The sequence below is a fragment of the Sorangium sp. So ce295 genome, assembly GCF_051527405.1.
Taxonomy (GTDB): domain Bacteria; phylum Myxococcota_A; class Polyangia; order Polyangiales; family Polyangiaceae; genus Sorangium; species Sorangium cellulosum_B.
On record NZ_CP150324.1, the window covers coordinates 211,774 to 229,568 of the forward strand.

17 protein-coding genes are annotated in these 17,795 nt (G+C 71.9%); 9 read left to right on the plus strand and 8 right to left on the minus strand.

Annotated features, from left to right (window positions below; all coding sequences use genetic code 11):
* Positions 1 to 2: 2 nt before the first annotated feature.
* The 3 genes from WMF11_RS00815 to WMF11_RS00825 are packed head-to-tail and all read left to right on the plus strand — an operon-like array spanning position 3 to position 2,268.
* A complete protein-coding gene (locus WMF11_RS00815) occupies positions 3 to 779 on the plus strand; it encodes a hypothetical protein (RefSeq protein ID WP_437976089.1) in 777 nt (258 codons plus the stop codon).
* Positions 776 to 1,678 (plus strand): DUF692 domain-containing protein, encoded by a 903-nt coding sequence (locus WMF11_RS00820; protein WP_437976090.1) that lies wholly within the window; start codon positions 776 to 778, stop codon positions 1,676 to 1,678. Before WMF11_RS00815 ends, WMF11_RS00820 begins: the two co-directional genes overlap by 4 nt.
* Positions 1,675 to 2,268, plus strand: coding sequence for a hypothetical protein (locus WMF11_RS00825; RefSeq protein ID WP_437976091.1), 594 nt, complete (start codon positions 1,675 to 1,677; stop codon positions 2,266 to 2,268). The genes WMF11_RS00820 and WMF11_RS00825 overlap by 4 nt, the downstream gene beginning before the upstream one ends.
* Before the next feature lie 135 nt (positions 2,269 to 2,403).
* Here the strand turns inward: WMF11_RS00825 and WMF11_RS00830 are convergent, their stop codons facing one another.
* Positions 2,404 to 3,120 carry a Uma2 family endonuclease gene (locus WMF11_RS00830; protein WP_437976092.1) on the minus strand — a complete coding sequence of 239 codons (717 nt, stop codon included), beginning with the start codon at positions 3,118 to 3,120 and terminating at the stop codon, positions 2,404 to 2,406.
* Between the two features lie 115 nt (positions 3,121 to 3,235).
* Here WMF11_RS00830 and WMF11_RS00835 point away from each other — a divergent pair, with 115 nt between their 5' ends.
* A complete protein-coding gene (locus tag WMF11_RS00835; protein ID WP_437976093.1) occupies positions 3,236 to 5,272 on the plus strand; it encodes a hypothetical protein in 2,037 nt (678 codons plus the stop codon).
* 130 nt (positions 5,273 to 5,402) lie between these two features.
* Here the strand turns inward: WMF11_RS00835 and WMF11_RS00840 are convergent, their stop codons facing one another.
* From WMF11_RS00840 to WMF11_RS00860, 5 genes are all read right to left on the minus strand, one after another.
* A complete protein-coding gene (locus tag WMF11_RS00840; protein ID WP_437976094.1) occupies positions 5,403 to 6,170 on the minus strand; it encodes a thaumatin family protein in 768 nt (255 codons plus the stop codon).
* A 128-nt stretch (positions 6,171 to 6,298) separates the two neighbouring features.
* Positions 6,299 to 7,300 (minus strand): hypothetical protein, encoded by a 1,002-nt coding sequence (locus WMF11_RS00845; RefSeq protein WP_437976095.1) that lies wholly within the window; start codon positions 7,298 to 7,300, stop codon positions 6,299 to 6,301.
* A 147-nt stretch (positions 7,301 to 7,447) separates the two neighbouring features.
* A complete protein-coding gene (locus WMF11_RS00850; protein ID WP_437976096.1) occupies positions 7,448 to 8,104 on the minus strand; it encodes a lamin tail domain-containing protein in 657 nt (218 codons plus the stop codon).
* 151 nt (positions 8,105 to 8,255) lie between these two features.
* Positions 8,256 to 9,680: a M20 family metallopeptidase gene (locus WMF11_RS00855; RefSeq protein WP_437976097.1), complete on the minus strand. Its 1,425-nt coding sequence runs from the start codon at positions 9,678 to 9,680 to the stop codon at positions 8,256 to 8,258.
* A 209-nt stretch (positions 9,681 to 9,889) separates the two neighbouring features.
* Positions 9,890 to 11,152: an alpha/beta hydrolase family protein gene (locus tag WMF11_RS00860; RefSeq protein ID WP_437906508.1), complete on the minus strand. Its 1,263-nt coding sequence runs from the start codon at positions 11,150 to 11,152 to the stop codon at positions 9,890 to 9,892.
* 205 nt (positions 11,153 to 11,357) lie between these two features.
* Here WMF11_RS00860 and WMF11_RS00865 point away from each other — a divergent pair, with 205 nt between their 5' ends.
* The 4 genes from WMF11_RS00865 (at position 11,358) to WMF11_RS00880 (ending at position 14,744) form a co-directional block, all read left to right on the plus strand.
* Positions 11,358 to 11,879 (plus strand): GNAT family N-acetyltransferase, encoded by a 522-nt coding sequence (locus WMF11_RS00865; protein WP_437976098.1) that lies wholly within the window; start codon positions 11,358 to 11,360, stop codon positions 11,877 to 11,879.
* A gap of 29 nt (positions 11,880 to 11,908) precedes the next feature.
* On the plus strand, positions 11,909 to 12,643 hold the full coding sequence (locus tag WMF11_RS00870) for a hypothetical protein (RefSeq protein WP_437976099.1): 735 nt from the start codon (positions 11,909 to 11,911) through the stop codon (positions 12,641 to 12,643).
* 108 nt (positions 12,644 to 12,751) lie between these two features.
* Positions 12,752 to 13,570, plus strand: a complete 819-nt coding sequence (locus tag WMF11_RS00875) for a hypothetical protein (protein WP_437976100.1) — start codon at positions 12,752 to 12,754, stop codon at positions 13,568 to 13,570.
* Positions 13,571 to 13,784: 214 nt separating this feature from the next.
* Positions 13,785 to 14,744 (plus strand): protein phosphatase 2C domain-containing protein, encoded by a 960-nt coding sequence (locus WMF11_RS00880; RefSeq protein WP_437976101.1) that lies wholly within the window; start codon positions 13,785 to 13,787, stop codon positions 14,742 to 14,744.
* A 155-nt stretch (positions 14,745 to 14,899) separates the two neighbouring features.
* On the opposite strand, the gene WMF11_RS00885 is transcribed toward WMF11_RS00880, so the two are convergent.
* Positions 14,900 to 15,559 (minus strand): YceI family protein, encoded by a 660-nt coding sequence (locus WMF11_RS00885; RefSeq protein ID WP_437976102.1) that lies wholly within the window; start codon positions 15,557 to 15,559, stop codon positions 14,900 to 14,902.
* 21 nt (positions 15,560 to 15,580) lie between these two features.
* Positions 15,581 to 16,381, minus strand: coding sequence for a dioxygenase family protein (locus tag WMF11_RS00890; protein ID WP_437976103.1), 801 nt, complete (start codon positions 16,379 to 16,381; stop codon positions 15,581 to 15,583).
* 234 nt (positions 16,382 to 16,615) lie between these two features.
* Here WMF11_RS00890 and WMF11_RS00895 point away from each other — a divergent pair, with 234 nt between their 5' ends.
* Complete coding sequence (locus WMF11_RS00895; RefSeq protein WP_437906516.1) at positions 16,616 to 17,542, plus strand: LysR family transcriptional regulator; 927 nt, start codon at positions 16,616 to 16,618, stop codon at positions 17,540 to 17,542.
* Positions 17,543 to 17,795 lie beyond the last annotated feature (253 nt).

Consider the following 17,795-nt stretch of genomic DNA (forward strand, 5'->3'; position numbering starts at 1 on the left):
CCATGAAGCGCAGGCATTTGCTGGGAGCGACTGCAGCAGGGCTCGCGGCCACCGCGTGGCCCGCGTTCATCCGCGACGCGTTCGGCGATGGCGCCGCGTGCGACGAGACGGGCAAGCCGGTGGCCGCCGCGGGGTCGCTGGTCCAGGTCTCGGCCGCGTTCCGCCGCGCCCGGCAGGCGAGCAGGGCGCTGCTCGTCTTCGTCATTCCTGCCGACGACAGCGCCAAGTGGGAGCGCGGCCACGCGTTCGGCGAGCTGCTCAACTTCGGCGCGGACGGGGATCTCGCCCCGCTCGCGGGCGTCGAGGTCGTCTGCGCGACCATGGCCGATCTGAAGAAGCTCGTGCCCGGCGCCGGCAACGGGGAGCCGCTCATGGTGGCTGTCAGGACCGACAAGGTGCCTGTCGTCGCGACGCAGCTCGACGTCGCGCTCCCGAGCTACGACGGAATGCGCCGCATGGCGTCCGGGGGCCGGGAGGAGCAGCTGAAGCACGACGACACGATCGCCGCGCAGCGGATCGGCGCGCTCGGGGCGCTGCTCCGGAAGGGCCTTGGCGCCGACGCGCGCGACGTGGAGGCCCGGGCCGCGAGCGTGCGCGCGCGGCTCGTGAAGGCGCCGCCCGCGGGGGCGCAGTGGGCGATCGCCAGCGGCTGCGGGATCGACGTCGAGGGGGCCAAGGACAGCGGGCTCATGGCCTGCGGCATGGGGCACGTGCCCTCCAAGTCACGGCGCTTCCTGTACTTCTTCTCGATCGACGGGCGCGGGGCATCCACGCGTTGATCCCGGTCGGCCTCACGCTCCAGCCCGACGCGGCGTTCCTCGACCTGCTGGCCGAGGTGATCCTGCGCGACGCCGACTACTACGAGGTGGCGCCCGAGACGCTCTGGCGCGTGCCGGACGCCGCCGAGGCCGATCTCCAGGAGAACGGCTTTCACCGCCGCTTCGCCGAGCTCGCGCGCCGGTCGGACCGGCCGTTCGTCGCCCACGGCGTCGGCTGGTCGCTCGGCGGCGCCTCGGCCGCCGACGCGGGCCGGCGCGCCCGCTGGCTCGCGGCCCTCCGGCGCGACCACGCGATCTTCCGGTTCCGCTGGTACACCGATCACCTCGGGATCAGCGCGCCCGCCGGGCTCTCGGCCGGGCTGCCGCTCCCGATGCCCATGAGCGCGCACAGCGCCGCGGTCGCCCGCCGCGCGCTCCGGGCGATGCAGGACGTCGTGGAGGACGTCGGCGTCGAGAACAGCGTCAGCTACTTCGTGCTCGGCAATCCGCTGGACGAGCCGCGCTTCCTCGAGCGCATCCTGAGGGCGCCGCGGACGCACCTGCTGCTCGACCTGCACAACGTCCACACCATGGCGGAGAACTTCGGCTTCGATCCGGCCGAGTACGTGGCGCGGCTCGATCTCGCCCGGGTGATCGAGATCCACCTCTCCGGCGGCGGCCCGAGCGATCCGGGCTGGCTGCCTTCGGGACGGGTGCTGCGGCTCGACGGCCACGACGACGCCGTGCCGGAGCCGGTGTGGCGCCTCCTGGACGAGGTCGCGCCGCGCTGCCCGAACCTGCGCGGGGTGACCCTCGAGCGCATGGAGGGCACGGTGCACGGCGCGGACGACGCGGCCGCCGTGCGGGAGGAGCTCCGCCGCGCGCGGCGCGCGCTCGGCCGGCGCGGGAGGCGCGGGTGACGCAGGCGGCCGGCGGCGGGGCGGCGGGGCGCGCGGCGCGTGGCGGGGCAGGGGAGGCCCGCGGCGGGGCAGGGGAGGCCCGCGGCGGGGCAGGGGAGGCCCGTGGCGGGGCAGGGGAGGCCCGTGGCGGGGCAGGGGAGGCCCGTGGCGGGGCAGGGGAGGCCCGCGGCGGGGCAGCGGAGGGCGCGGCGGCGCGGCCGGCGCGGCTGAGCGGGGCGCAGGCGCACGCGCGCTACGAAGCGCTCGTGGCCCGCGCGATGACCGCCGAGGATCCCGTGGCCGCGCTGCGCGCCGCGGCCGAGGATCCGGCGCTGCCGCCCGCGCTCCGGAAGGCGCTGCTCGGCGCGGACGAGGACGGCGTGAGGATGTCGGCGCTGCTCGTGGCGCGGCTGCGCTTCGAGCGGCTCCTGCGCGGCTCGCCCGAGGCCGAGGCGTGGTTCGACCGCGATCCTGCGGATTTCAGCGCCGCGTTCCGGCGCTACCACGCCGAGGTGCCGCCCACCGCCTTCTTCCCGCCGGGCGAGGCCCGCCTCTTCCGCCGCTGGATCGAGGCGCCCTCCGCGCCTGCGCGCGCCCGACGGCCCCGATGACCCGTGGGCGTCAGCAGCGCTTCCTCGCACCTCTGCCGGGCGTCAGCAGCGCTTCCTCGCACCTCTGCCGGGCGTCAGCAGCGCTTCCTCGCACCTCTGCCGGGCGTCAGCAGCGCTTCCCCTCACCCGACGGGGTCAGCCGCCTCGTCGGCGCAGCTCGGCCTCGAGCTCGGCGATGCGCCGCTCCGCCGTCGCGCGGGCGGCCTGCTCGGCCTCGGCGCGGGCCTGCTCGGCCTCGGCGCGGCGTCGCGCCGCCTCCTCAGGGGTCGGGACGAGCTCCGCCCCGTCGGGGGTGCGGGCGAGACGGAGCGCCGCCGGCTGGCCTGCGGCAGGGGCGATGACCCAGTGCAGATCGAGCACGGTGCATGGGCTGCGTTCCCCTTCGACGACGCGCTCGATCAGATCGTCGTCGATGCGATCCCAGACCCGCAGCCGCTCTCCTGGCGCGGCGTCAGGATCGAACGCGACGAGCTCCAGCACGCCGAGCTCATGGTACTTGCGGAGCTTGTCGGCCCACGTCTGCGGATCCGAGTCGTGCTCGCTCACGATCTCGACGGCGAGCTCAGGGGCACCACGCTCCCACGTCTTCCAGGAGCCGAACGGTGTGTCAGGGGTGTCGAGCCGGACAAAGGCGTCCGGCGCCAGACACCGGCTCGGATCCGACGCGGACCAGTAGACGAACTGGTCGGATCCGATCGACGCGCGATCCGCGAAGGTCTTGAGCACGACATAGAGCAGGGTCCTGATCTCGAGGTGGCGCTTGGTCTCCGGCACGAGGGCCTCTTCCGGGAAGTGGAGCGGGGAAGGCGCGCGAACGTGGCGGAGCCGGCGCGCGAGCGCGGCGTGCTGCATGGGGAACAGTATCCACACGCCGTGTGGGTACGTCGACCGCGACCCGGCTCGGTTTGCTCGCTCCGTCAAGATCGCCTCGAGATCGTCGCGGCGCGCGCCGGTGTAGCCTGGCAGCGTGCGCCCCCGCCGCCTCCGTCACGCCCTCGCCCTCGCCGCGCTGGTGGCCAGCGCCGGCATCGCCGGGTGCTCGTGGTGGCCATCCGAGGGGCCCTCCGCGGCGCGCCAGGATGTCGGGAGGGCAGGGGGGCGGCCGCCCGCCGCGCCGCCCTCTCCGGCCGCTTCCGGCGGCTTCGCCGCGGGAGGGCCGCAGCCCGCCGCCGCGCCGCAGGGAACCCCGCCGCAAGCGCGGCCTCTCCTGCTCCTCACGGACCCTGCCGTGCTCGCCGAGCTCGAGGCCGCGGGCCTCGACTTCGGCTCGGTGCTCACGGGCGCGCCGCGCGCGCCGGCCTCGCTCTCCGCGCTCTCCCGCACCGCCGAGCTCGCCTCGATCGCGCGCGTGCTCGCCGAGGACCTGCGGCAGGTCCAGCGCGCCGATCCGAGGAGCGGGACGAGCATCGCGCGCCACGCGCACCGCCTCTTCGACGAGCGGTGGCTCTCGGCCGAGGGCGCCCGCTTCGAGCTCATCGGCGTGGTGAACCGGATGGATCGCCGCCCGTTCGACGCCTCCGCCTGTGGAGAGACCCGCCTCGTGTACCGGCTGGCCTACGCCGCGAAGACCCCGGGCGGCGCGGCAGGCGCCACGTCCGCTGCGGGCGCCTCCGTCGCCACGCCGGCCCCCGCCGCCGCCTCGCGCCTCCCGATGACCGCGTCGTTCGAGCTGCTCGCGCCCGCCGGCGACGCGCGCTCGTGCCGCCGGCTCGCGCAGGCCTGGTCGCGCGCCGGCGCGCTCTCCGGGCCGGATCTCGTCCGCTTTCTCACCTCGCCCGAGGGCCCGCTCGCCCCGGGCGCCGCCCATCGCGCGCACCTCGCGCGGCTCGTCGTGAACCTGCAGAGCGTCCGCTGGCCCTCCACCGTGCGCCCGGACCTCGGCGGGCACGCGGAGTACGTGCTCCGCGCCTTCCGCTGGGACGCCCGCGCCGGGCGCTACGCGCCGCTCGCCCTCGAGAACACCCCCGACGTCGCCCGGCTCTCGCGCGACCCGGCGCGGCGCGAGCGGCTGCGCGCGTGGCTATCGGCCCCCGAGAACCTCGCGCGCCTCGACGAGGGGACCGCGCTCCTGCCCGAGGAGTTCCTCGCCACGAAGGCGCTGTCGGCGACGCCCCACGGGCTCGCGCGCCGCGCCAACCGGCCCTTCCGTGTCCTGTTCGAGCCGCGCGACTTCGCGGGCGTCGACTTCGGCGGCCTCTCGCGCGTCCGCTCGCCGGAGGGGCTGCTCCGGCGGCTCGACCAGATGACCTGCCCCGGGTGCCACCAGAGCGGGTCCGTCGCCGGCTTCCACCTGCTCGGGCAGGAGCCCCCCGGCCGCGTCCACGACGCGCTGTTCACCGTCGAGTCCGCGCACCTCGCGGGCGATCTCCCGCGCCGGCGGGCGGTGGTCGAGGCCATCGCTCGGGGCGCCGCCCCGGACGACGAGGTGCCGTATCCCGAGCGAGGCGACGGCGCGCGCGGCGGGTACGGCGCGCGCTGCGGGCTGGGCGACCCGAGCTTCGCGGCCTGGGCCTGCGCGGAAGGGCTCGTGTGCTCCGCGTACGACGCGCCCGAGGAGGACCGCGCGACCGTCGGTGTCTGCCTGCCGGCGGCGCCGGAGGTCGGCGATCCGTGCCAGGTCGGCGCCGTCGTCCCCCACGCCGACCCGCACCGCGATCGCGTCGCGGCGGCGCAGCGCGGGGCGTGCCCGCTCGCGGCGGTGTGCAACACGAGCCCCGTCGGGTTCCCCGGCGGCATGTGCACGAGCAGCTGCGTCGCGCTCCCGGAGGAGGGCGTCTGCGGCGCCATCGCCGTGCTCGACCCGTTCAACCGCTGCCTCGCCCGCGGGACGGTGTTCACCGAGTGCCTGAGCCGCCACGTCACCCCAGCGGGCCTGCGGCGCTGCTCGAGCGAGGCGCCCTGCCGCGAGGACTACGTGTGCGCCAGGACGAGCTCGGGCGAGGGCGCCTGCATCCCGCCGTACTTCCTGTTCCAGCTCCGGGTCGACGGCCACGCGGTGCCGTGACCCGCCCGGCGCCCCGCGGCGAGCACGTATTCGCCGGCCTCTGGATCACCCTCTGAGCGGCCTTTCGGGTGCCAATCCGCGGTGCGCCGGCCCTGACGTGCGGGTGCAGCACGCGACGTGAGGGAGCACGTCAGGGGCAAAACACGATATCGTAGTCTTCTCCGGCGCAGGCGGCCATCGACTCCTGATCATCCCCGGACCACGAATACGCGTCCTTGCATTGCTCTTCGAAGTACGCGGCCACGGGGTTCGCGGGATCGTCCCGGTCAGGGCTCACGCAGGAGATCGTCGCGCCGCCCGCGTCCTTGTAGCGACCCACCTCCGGGCACGCTGCGAGCAGGCTCGTCGGGCACGACAGCGTCCGGCAGTCCGGCAGGCCGACGGGCACGATCGCCATCGGGAGGTTGTGCGCGTCCACGTGGCTGATGTTGTACCAATCGAAGTCGTTGAAATCGGTGTTGAGGGTCATCTCGGCCAGCGTGTGTCGGCCGCCGCCGGGGTCCGACCCGGCGTATGCCCAGTAGCGCAGGGACGACAGCGGCTCCTCGCTGGTGCCCACGTCGCGGCACGCGAACTGCCCCGGGCCGAGCTCCCCACCGTCGATGCTGCTCCCCAGGAACTGGAGCGGCTGGTCGCACTTGTTGACGAAGGCCAGGGTGGTCTTCCCGTCACCGGGGGTGCGGCAGTCGACCTCGCCCGGATTGACGGGCGGCTGGCCTGTCGACGCGCTGCTGGCTTCGCTCGACGACGCTCCGCCGCTCGCGCTGGACGCGGAGCTGACCGAGGTGGATCCGCCGCCCGTCGCGCCGGAGGGCGTGTCCTGCTCGGGGGACGCGCAGCCGGCATCGAGCAGCGCCATGGCGAGCAGCGCGGCCGCAGCCTTCCTGTGTTGCGACATGAGGGTCCTCCTTGCGGACTCGGTGGTGGAAGGAGGATGAGGATACCGAAAGCCTCGTTCACCGAGAAGCCGTGTCCTCATCGGGCCGCGAGCAACGACCGGCGCGGACTCGGCACCTCGGGTGCCATTCAGGGCGCCTGGCAGGACACGCGGTGGATCGGCTCCTCTTTCCCTTCACCGACCGTCACGTAGTCCCATCCACCGGGAACCCACGTGATCGCCTCGGCCTGCTCCTCGTCGGGCGACGGCAGCACGCAGGGCGGTTCGGCCAGCGCCTGCGCCACCGTCTGATCCGGTGTCATGGGGTAGTAGAACACGTGGGATGAGGTGCGCAGCAGCACGCCCGTGCCGTCCGGGTGGACGTCGCCGCTGGTGAAGCGCGCGCTCCCGGCGGGCGGCTCGATGGAGCTCGTCCGGACGAGCGTCGCCGGCGCGCCCGCGGCGGGCAGCGCAGGCAGCTCGTAGACGCTCGAGGTGCCCTTGTTGACCTTCGTCACGACGGTGAGCGCTCCGGTGGCGGGGTGGATGAGCAGCGTCTCCGCGTCGTGGTCTCCGTCGGGGTACGAGAGCACGAACACCTCGGCGGTCGAGGCGAGCGGCCCTCCTCCGAGCGTGTCCGGCTCCGGCACGCCGTAGATCGTATAGCTGTCGCGCTCGCCGTCGTTGTCGCCGATGTCCGCGAGGAAGAGGCAGCTGCCCCCGCCCGAACGGCAGGGCCCGCGCGCGATGTCCTCCCAGTCGACCGCGGCCGCGCCGGCCACGGTCACCTCGGCCCGCAGCGCGCCGCCGAACCCGATCGCGAAGAAGCGGGGGTCATCGCCGTGGTCGTTGTGAACATAGAGCGTGTCCGGGTGCAGCCCGCTGGCGACGACCCCGGAGCACTCGTCGATGTCGCCCTTCGGGAGCGCGCCGACCCGCGCGGCCCCGGTGCAACGAGGGCAGCCCGTCTCCCGCACCGGCGGTGGATCCGATGCCCCGCAAGCCGACAGGAGCAGCGAGAGCGCCGGCGCCGCCCAGCGCGCCAAGGCGCCTGGTGCAGGCCCGCCGTCCGGACGCGACGCCCGGAGGCGATCCGGCAGCGGCAGCGGGGCGCGGAGGATCTCGATCGCGGACGTCGGTGACAGGCGCATCGCGGTTCGGTGCAGAGAGAGAGTTGAACGTAAAGGCGCCAAGAGCGCAGAGACGCAAAGATGTCCCATACTCATTCCTTTTCCTTTTTGCGTCTTTGCGCCTTTGCGTTGACTCTCTCTCTCTCTCCGGATTCCCAGCGGGCCGAGCTAGGGCGCCGCGTTCTCTTCTCCAGGGGTCGGCGCCGTGACGGCGCCCTCGCCGGTCAGGTCGGGCAACCTGCCCCACGTCTCCCCATCTGCTGCGGCCTCGATCGGGTACTTGAACTCGGCGAGCACCTGGTCGCTCTCGGAGATGAGGTAGACGGTCTCGCCTCTGGAGGAGCTCACCTTCCAGGTCGTGTAGAAGCAGCTGCTCGGGCCGCCGTCCTGCAGGCACGCGGTGTGGGGCCCAGGGCCGTCCTCGGGCAGCTGGTCGCCGACGATGAGCAGGTACGCGCCCGGGGCGAGCTGCGTGCCTTCGGGGAACCTGAGCGCGTCGGCCGTGTTGGGCTCTCCGCTGTCGTCGGAGTCGCACAGGCCGAGCCCGCCGAGGTCGGCCGAGCCCGGGCCCGGGTTGCCGAGCTCGATCCAGTCGCCGTCCTTGGCCGAGATCTCGTTCACCACGACGGTCGTCGTCGCGGTCCCGCCGCCCGTCCCCCCTTGGTCGCCGCCTGCGCCGCTCGAGCTCGAGCTCGAGCTCGAGCTCTGAGACGTGGTGGTCGCGCCCGAGCCCGGCGTGCCCGTATCTCCGGGCTCGTCGCTCGAACCGCAGCCTGCCGCGCAGAGCGCAGCGAGGCAGAGCGCGGCATATCGAAATTGTGCCATCACGATGTTCTCCTCGGCACCAGCACACGGCGATTTTGGCGGTGTGTCAACGGTGTGGCAACAGTGTGGCAACGGGCGGCGCGCGCGGGCTCCCGTTCGCGACCGCCCCCGCCGCGGTCGCGCGCGTCTGCGAAGCGCGCCGCCGCGCCCCTCAGCGCCCGCGTGCCCCGTGGTCCGCGATCACGCTCGCCACGCAGCAGGTCAGCTTCTTCCCCATGCCGAGGTGCAGGAACTCGTTCGGACCGTGCGCGTTCGATTGCGGTCCGAGTACGCCGGTGATCAGGAACTGCGCCTCCGGGAACTTCTCTCCCAGCATCGCCATGAACGGGATCGTCCCGCCCTCGCCGATCCCCATCGCCGGCCGGTCGAAGAACGTCTTCGACGCCTTGCGCACCGCCGCCTCGAGCCAGGGCGCCGTCGCCGGCGCGTCCCACCCGGCCGACGGCTCGCTCACGTGGAACCGGACCTCCGCGCCGTAAGGCGGGTCCTTCTCCAGGGCCTCCTTCAGGGCCGCCGCCGCCTTCCTCGGGTCGAGGCGGGGCGGCAGGCGCATCGAGAGCTTCGCCCTCGTGAACGGGCGCAGCACGTTGCCCGCGCCCGCGATGGGCGGCAGGCCGTCGGCGCCCGTCACCGAGAGCGCGGGGCGCCAGGTGCGGTTCAGGAGGAGCTCCGCCGTGTCGCCGGTCACCGGGCACGCGCCCTTCACCCACGGCAGCTCGCACACGACCGACTCGCCCAGCACGTCGGCCGCGGCCCGCGCCTGCGCCGCGCGCTCCTCCGGGATCTGCACGTGCAGCGCGTCCACGAGGACGCGCCCGGTCCGCTCGTCCTCGATGCGCGACAGGAGCTGCCGCAGGATCCGGAAGCTCGAGGGCACCACGCCGCTGCCCACGCCCGAGTGGACGCCCTCGCGCAGGATGTTCACGTCGAGCGTGCCCTGGAGCAGCCCGCGGAGCGACGTCGTGGTCCAGAGCTGGTCGTAGTTGCCGCAGCCGGAGTCGAGGCACACGACGAGGCTCGGCTTGCCGATGCGCCCCGCGAGCGCGTCGATGTAGGCCGGCAGGTCCGGGCTGCCGCTCTCCTCGCAGCCCTCGATGAGGATCACGCAGCGCGCGTGCGGGATCCCCTGCTCATGCAGGAGGCGCAGCGCCGCGAGCGACGCGAAGGCCGAGTACCCGTCGTCGGCGCCGCCGCGGCCGTAGAGCTTGTCGCCCTCGCGCACGGGCTCCCAGGGGCCGAGCCCCTCGCGCCACCCCGTCATCTCGGGCTGCTTGTCGAGGTGCCCGTAGAGCAGCACCGTGTCGTCGCGCGTGCCCGGCACCTCCATCAGGATCACCGGCGTGCGGTTCCCGATGCGCACCACCTCCACCGTGAGCCCGGGGATCGGCTGCGCCTCGCACCAGGCCGCGATGAGCGACGCCGCCCTGTCCATGTGGCCGTTCTCGCGCCAGGCAGGGTCGAAGGCGGGCGACTTGTTGGGGATGCGGATGTAGTCGTGCAGCGCGGGGACGATCTCCTGCTCCCAGCAGCGCTCGCAGGACGCGACGGCTTCACGCTCGTTGAGCTTCGTCAGCATGAACCTCTCCAGGGGCTTGAGGACGGCGGCGATCTCCGGGGATCGACTCTACAGCGCCCACGACGTGGGTGTACCGCGGACATGGGGGGTTGACATCTTCGACGTTCCAGAGCGCCCAGGCGAGCGGGCGCGGGGCCGGCGAGCGGGCGCGGGGCCGCGACGGGCGGGCGCGGCGCATGGACGGGCGGGCTCAGCAGGCTCTTTCGGTGTCAGGGCCGCTTCTCGAAGGTCACTTCCGGGTACTCCGGTGAGGGGCCGCCGAGCAGCGGGGCCGCTTCGCCGCGCACGTGCGCCTGGACGAAGGCGCGCGTGTACGCGTTCGTGATCTCGACCGCGCGGGCCGGATCGAGCGTGCCGAGCAGCTCCGGGAGGACGCCTTCGCCAAGGAAGTGCTCGACGACGATCGGCAGGTCCGAGAACGTGAGGTGGGCGGCGTCTTCGACCCGCGCCCGGTAGCCTTGGCCGTTCAGCGCGTTGTAGGTCTCGTCGATGCTCGGATCGTCGGGGTGGTCCGCCGCGAGCATGATGAAGAAGGGCTGCGCGAGGCCCCTGCCGCCGGCGCCGTCCTGCGGCCCGAAGAGCCTGCCGTCGATGTCGAGGCCGGCGTCGAAGCGGTCGTCGCGGGCGCATACCTCGGCGGCCATCGCGCCGCCGTAGGAGTGGCCGAGCACGCCGATCCGCTCGAGGTCGAGCCGGCCCGTGAGCAGGCCGCCCGGGTCGTCCTGCGCGGCGGCTGTGAGCTCGTCGAGCACGAAGAGCGCGTCGTCGGCCCAGACCGCGACGTGCTCGCCCATCGCCTGAGTAAAGGCCTCGATCTCCTCCTCCGACGCGTCCATCGTCGGCGTCAGGACGACCGAGCCGAAGGGCACGGCGCGGCCGTCGGGGAACACCGTGAGCTCGGTGTCGTAGGTGTGGCTGATGGCGGCCACCACGAAGCCGTGGCTCGCCAGGTCCTCGAGGAGGCTCGTGTAGTCGGCGCGGAGCATCCCGAACCCGTGCGAGAAGAGGAGCACCGGGTGGGGCGCGCCGCCCCCGGCGACCGGCACGCCCACGCGCGCGTGCGTGAGGATGCGCGCCTCGAAGCCGTCCTCGGCCGGGAGGCCGCCGGTCGTGCGCCGGCTGTCGCCTTCCTCCGGCGACAGGTACGGCGCGATCTGCCCTGTGCCGCAGGGATCGGCCGGGTAGAAGAGCTGCACCATGAGCTCCCGGCGGTCGTCGGGATCTTCCGTCGCCTCTTCTCCACGCGCGCTGTCGGTGAGGGCGCGGATCTGCGTGCCGACCGGGTGCGGGCCGGTCGGGCGGGGCAGCTCGAGGACGCCGTCGGCAGGCGCCTCGTCGCCCCAGCCGGTGCAGACCGGATCGCCCTCGTGCGGAGGCAAGGCCTCGTCATCGGCGCAGCCGGCGACGAGCGTGGAGACGGAGACGGCTGCGAGCAGGCAGAGGGCGTGTCGAGAGACGTCGCTGTAGAGCATGCGCGCATCGTTCTCACGCCCTGGCCAAGACCGGCGCGGCGAGCACGATCGTGGCGCGGAAGGACCGCGCTCGGCAGATGCAAGGCTCGGCCTGACAGAATCCGCAGACCCCTGTAGTATCGGTTACGTGCGGACAGCTCAGGAGGCGTGGCCCGGCCGAGGCGCGGCGCCATGCGGACCAAGACAGCGGAGCGGGTGAACGAACATGGAAGAGCTCGAAGAAATAGCCCTTGCCAGGAGTGAAGACGCGCACGACATCCTTCCGTTGATGGTCGCCTTCAACGAGGCCGAGGGCATCCCCTGGAGGCCCGAGGCCATGATTCCCGCTCTGCACCGTGTGCTCAACGACAAGGACCTCGGGCTGATCCTGGTTGCGCGTGTCGGCGCGCGTCGCCCCCTCGTCGGTTATAGCCTGGCCACGTTCGGGTATGATCTTGAGTTCGCGGGGCGTGATGCCTTCGTGACAGAAATCTTCGTGGAGCCTGGGTCACGACGGCGGGGCCTCGGGCGGACCCTGCTGGAATCGACCGTACAACACCTGCGGGAGCGCAGCGTGAACGCCGTCCATCTCATGGTGCGACCGGACAATCAGCGAGCGATCGCTTTGTATGAGGGGCAGGGGTTCAACGTCTCGCCGCGGATCATGATGACCAGGGAGCTGACCCCTCTGACCGAAGACGCAGTTCAACAAGGTGTTCCATCGGGCAGCGCTTCGCGCCCCCGCTGAGCGCCAGATCATTCGCCGGAGCCTTCCAGATGCTCGAGTACAGCCCCGCATGGCCGCATGGCGAGGTACAGGGCGCATTCCCAGAGGTCTTTTACGTCGTGGGTACGAACAGGACTCACCACGCCGGGATCGATCTCCAGACGAGCCGCACGATGACCGTGCTCCGACACGACGGAGAGCTCACGCTCGTGAACACCGTGCGACTGACCGAGGAAGGGTTGCGCCAGCTCGACGCCCTCGGCCAGGTCCGCCACATCGTGCGGCTCGGCGCGTTCCACGGCCGAGATGATCCCTTCTATCGCGATCGTTACGGCGCCACCCTGTGGGCGCTCCCCGAGTCAGCCGCGGCCGACGGCCGACCTGCCGACCGAGCGCTCGCGGCAGGGGGCCCGTTTCCCGCTCACGGAGGCATCGTATTCGTGTTCACGACGTCGCGGTTCCCTGAAGCCGCCGTTTTGCTCCCGCGGGAGGGCGGGATCCTCATTACCTGTGATGCCGTCCAGAACTGGTCACACGTCGATCCATTCTTTTCCGATGAAACAGGCGCGCTGTTCCTCGCTCAAGGGTTGATCGGTGCGGCGAACATCCCCGCGACCTGGCGAGAGGCGTGTACACCCGATGTTCCTGATTTTCGCCGCCTCGCCGACCTGCCGTTTCGCCATCTTATCAGCGCTCATGGTGAGCCGCTTCGTGACGACGCCAAGAGGCTACTCCAAGCCCGCATAGACGAAGTATTTGGCCCGCGAGAACAGGAGCCTACGTGAGGCCGGTGACGCTGCCAACAAGCCGTCGCGGATGACGCCCTCCTACGCCACGCTCGGCCTGGCACCGGCACCTGAACGACAGTATCGCCAGGGGTATCGAGGAACGCAATGCACAGCGCACAAGCATGCTACCGTGAGCTCTATGACTCGCTCCTCGAGTACGACGGTGGCTCGCTCTACCCGGACGTGCTCGCGCCCTGGCTCGCGGCGAGCGCCGGCGAGCGGATCTGGCTCTGCTCCTTCGCTTCCCGGCGCGGAAGCCCCATCCCGTCCGTGGACGTCGAGGACCTGTGGCGGCTGTATGCCTTGAGTCGCGTCAATGACACGTTGCTGCTGCGATTTCAGCGCGGGACGGCGGACGGATCGGACTGGCCGGGGCCGCTGATCTCGCAGGCCGAGTATGTCGCGTTCGCGGAGGCGCTGGGGCTCACCATCGTCCAGGCGTCCTCGTTCTCGCCGTTCCATCACGAGATCGTCGCGGTCGAGTACGCCGACGACCGCCGTCAGCCGGTATCGCTCGTCAGCTGCTCCTGGCCGTGCCTGATGCTCGGTGACATGCTCTTCTCTCGGGCCGGAGCGCGCGTGCGCGGCGGCCGCGAGATCATCCGCAAGGACGTCGCGGAGTCATCTACCATGTACTGGGCGTACCGGCGGAAGAACCGCCCCCAGCAGGACCTCTCCCATGGCTGGGGCAGCAACTCGCAGTGGCGCACCGCCTTCCGCAGGGACTATCGCGTGGGCCAGAGGTTGTACTACAACGTCGACGGTAAGCGCGACCTGGGCACGCTGGAGTCAACGGTCGAAGATGACGATGGCCTGACGCGGGAGGAGCGCGTCGAGCTGCTCACCAACCGCTGTTTCATCTTCACGATGAAGCCGCACGATGATCTGTGGCCCTATGATGACAGGCTACAGCTCGAGGGGTGATGAGAGCTTGTTCGCATGTCGGGCATCTGGATCAAGCTGTCGGACAGGGTGGTGGCCTCGGGGCCGAGAGCGTGACGGACAGGCTGCATGGGGCTCGCTCGGTGGACCGATCCGCCAGGGCTGTGCGCCGAGGACCCGGAATAGCTGATTTCCTTCGCGCACACGGCGATGCTGGTGGAGAGACATCCGTGATCAGTTAGCCAAACTAAGCGTCATGGGACTATTCGACATCGTCATCGCCCGAGCGGACTGCCCCAGCTGTGGATATTTCCAGGAGTGGCGCGTCCAGTACAAGTATGGCTACTGCCGGCAGCACGAGTACAGGATCGGTGACCGAATCTGTTGGTTCGATCCGCCGGGGCGCCCGGCGCCGCTCAGCGATGATGGAAAGAACGTGGGCGGGCTCGTCACAGTCCCCGGGCTCGTCGAGAGCGGCTGCTCGAAATGCGGCCTTGGCGACGGCGCGGCCCTCTGGTTCCGGGACAATGTTGTTCATGCGATAGAGATCACGCTCTCGGAAGTCGGCGGCGAGCCCGAGCGGCTCGAACCTTCCTCTGGCTGGATGCGCTTCTGGTCACGCCGCGTGGCAGGCAGTGCGAACGAGGATCGCCTCGAGCTGAGCTGCCGTGGCGATCGGTGGACCGTGGTCATCGCCGACGGGGCGGGCGGGCTCTCGGGCGGTGCGGCCGCCGCCCGCTCGGCGACGAGCGCGATGGCGGCGCTCGGCGCCGAGACGGAGCTCGACCCGGACGGCTGGTGCGAGCGCCTCAGCCAGCTCGACCGTGAGCTGGAAGCGGAGCCCAGATGTGGCGAGACGACGCTCGTCGTGGTCCAGGTGAGCCGAGGCGAGCTCTGGGGCGCCAGCGTGGGGGACTCTGGTGCGCTCCTCGTCACGCCCGGCGGACCGATCGAGCTGACGGCGGGGCAGCGCCGCAAGCCGCTGGTCGGCAGCGGCGCGTGCAGGCCCGCGATCATTCCCCGCCAGCCGCTCTCGGGGCGCCTCCTGGTCGCAACCGACGGCCTGCTGAAGTACACGTCGCTTGCGACCATCAACGCTCTTGCGCGTACGGGCGACGTGACTACGGCGGTCGAGGCGTTGATCCAGGCGGTGACTCTTCCGTCCGGCAACCTGCAGGACGATGTGGCGGTGGTGCTGGGCGAGCGCGTCGGCTAACCCGGCGCCGCTTCGCTGCGCGGCAGGATCGCGGTAGCTGAGCGGAGGGGCACCCTGTCATGGCTCGGCGTCTCGCACGCCGGCGCGCCGCCATGGCACCTGCGTCGTCGGAGCGCGGTGTCCACGGGCAGCGCGCCCGGTTGTCCGGCCGGCGCTCAGCCCTGCTTGCGGGGGGCCTTGAGTGAGAGCTTCAGCAGCACGTCGTCGCGGATCAGGTCGTCCTGCTTGCCCGGATAGACGATGCCGAAGTCCTTGCGGTTGATCACGAACTCCGCGCTGCCCGAGACGGCATCGGCGCCCTCGGTGATGGTCGCGGGGAAGGTGATCGTCTTCTTCACGCCGTGCAGATCGAGCTCGCCGGTGATGGTGTGCGTCGCGCCCTTCTCGCCGCCGACCTTGATCTCGGTCGAGGTGAACGTCGCCTTCGGGTACTTCTCGACGTCGAAGAAGTCCGGCGACTTGAGGTGGCCGTCGAGCTTCTCGGCGTCGCTCTTCACCGACGACGCGTCGGCCTCGACGGTGAGCTTGCCGCCCGCGGCCTTGCCGCCGGCGAGCGTGATCGAGCCCGAGATCTTCTCGAATTTGCCCTCGTGTTTGCCCGTGACCTTCGAGCCGACGAAGCCGATGGTCGAGGCGGCCACGTCGAGGGGCAGCGTCTCGGCGGGGCCCGAGGGCGCGGCGGGGGCCTGGGTCTGCGCGGGCACGGCGGTCGAGATGGTCGCCTTGGGCTTGTCCTTGGTCGGATCTTCGCACCCTGCCAGCGAGAGCAAGAGGGCGGCGGGGAGGGCGATGCGAGCGAAACGAGCGGTGAACATGAGAGACAATCTCCTTATTGGTCAGCCAAACTGCACAGAACGTTTCGTGAACGAGCCATAGGTGAGCCCCGTGATGGGGAACTGCACAGGCTCGCTCACGTCGATCGACGCCCCCATGGCGGCGACGACCGGCACGAAATGCTCGTGGGTCGGGAGCGCCATCCGCACCCCCGGCGCGCGGGCGCGGTACTCGATGAGCGCGCCCACGTCGCGGCGAGAGAGGACCTCGGCGCACCATGCGTCGAACTCCGTGGCCCAGGGCTGCGCGACCGCATCTCCGCGCCAGTCTGCCGCGCGGAGGTTATGGGTCAAGAAACCGCTGCCGACGATCAACACCCCCTCGTCGCGGAGCGGCGCGAGCGCTCGCCCCATCTCGAGGAGCGGAGCTGGAGAGAGCGTCGGCAAAGAGATCTGGAGCACCGGGACGTCCGCGTCCGGGTACATGCAGACGAGCGGCACATAAGCGCCGTGATCGAGCCCGCGGCGAGGAGCCTCGGCGACCGGACCCAGCGGGCCGAGCAGCTCCCGGACGCGCCGCGCGAACGCGGGGGCGCCGGGCGCGGGGTACGTCACCTGATAGTACTTCTCGGGGAAGTTGTAGAAGTCGTAGACGAGGGGCACGGCCTCGGTGGCGCCGAGCGTGACCGGCGCGTCCACCCAGTGGGCCGAGATCATGAGGATCGCCGTGGGGCGCGGCACCGCCTGCGCCCAGGCGGCGAGCTCGGCGACCCACGCGCGATCGTCGAGCAGGAAGGGAGAGCCGTGCGCGAGGAACAGGGCCGGCATGCGCCCCTCGCGCGCCTTGTGCTGGGTGTCGGACATCGAACCTCTCTCGGCCGCGGTGGACGTGGCGCTCGACGCCGGAGCCGCGCCGGGCGCGGTCGACGTCGAGCGCCCGCAGGCGCCGGCGATCGGTGCGGCCCCGCCCGCGGCAAGGAGGAGCCTTAATGCAGCCCGGCGATCCATGATGAGTTCACCCTAGGTCGTTTCCGGGAGTGGTACAATGACCCTGAAATGAAACGCCAGGTTGCAGAAACGGAAACGATCGACGCGAATGTGAGCGATTTGCGGGCCTTCTGCCTGGTGGTCGACCTCGGATCGATCACGGCGGCCGCGAGGACGCTGGGCGAGACGAAGGGCAGCGTCAGCCGCCGCATCACGCGCCTGGAGCACGCGCTCGGGGCGGAGCTGCTCCGCCGCAGCCCGCGGCTCGTGCAGGCCACCGAGGACGGCCTCGCTTACCGGATGCGCGTCGGCCGGGCGCTCGAGCTGCTGGAGGACGCGAACGTGGCGGTGCAGCAGGCGCGCTCGAGGCCGCGCGGGCACCTGCGCGTGACGGCGCCGTTCGATCTCGGGCTGAGCATCCTGGCGCCGCTCTCGGCCGGCTTCGCGGAGCGCTTCCCCGAGATCTCGCTGGAGCTGCTGCTCACCGAGGCGCTCCTCGACTTCGACGCCCACCAGGTCGACGTGGCCCTGCGCGCGACCTCGAGCCTCCCGGACTCGTCGCTCATCGCCCACAAGCTGCAGCACATCGAGGTCGGCCTGTTCGCGGCGCCCTCCTACCTCCGCAAGCACGGGGCGGTGCGCCGCCCGGAGGACCTCGCGGGGCACCGGCTGCTGCTCGCCCAGACCGCGCGCGGGCACGCGACGATCGCGCTGTCGGCGCGCGCGCGCGACGGCCGCGATCGCGCGGAGCTCCGGGTGCGCGCGGCGATCTCGGCCTCCGATTTCTCGTTCTGCCGCGAGGTCGCGCTGGCCGGGGGCGGGATCGCGCTGGTCCCCGCGATCAACGTGCGGGGCGACCTCGACGCGAAGCGGCTCGTGCCCGTGCTCAAGGACTACGCGATCCACGGCGCCGCCTCCCTGTACCTCGTCCACCCGGGGACGCGCTTCCTGCCGTCCAAGATCCGCGCCTTCCGCGACTACCTGCTCGACGCGTTCGGCGTCCAGGGGCGGCGCGAGGCCCCCGCCGCGGCGCGGTAGCGGGCCGCCCCCTCCGCGCCTGCCCCCGCCGGAGGGAGGCTGGCCGTGCTCGCGCCGGAGCAGCGGATCACCACCGGCTGTTGCTGGGGAAGCAACGCGGCCTTGGCCCGGCCGCCCCGCGGCCGTCGGGCGCCGCGCGACGGCGGGCGCGGGCCGCTGGACGGCGCCGTCCACGGGCGAGCGGCGCGGCGGCATGGGCGTTGCTGGTCAGGGCGAGACGATCCCGAGGACGGGCCGCGAGCCATCGGCTCGG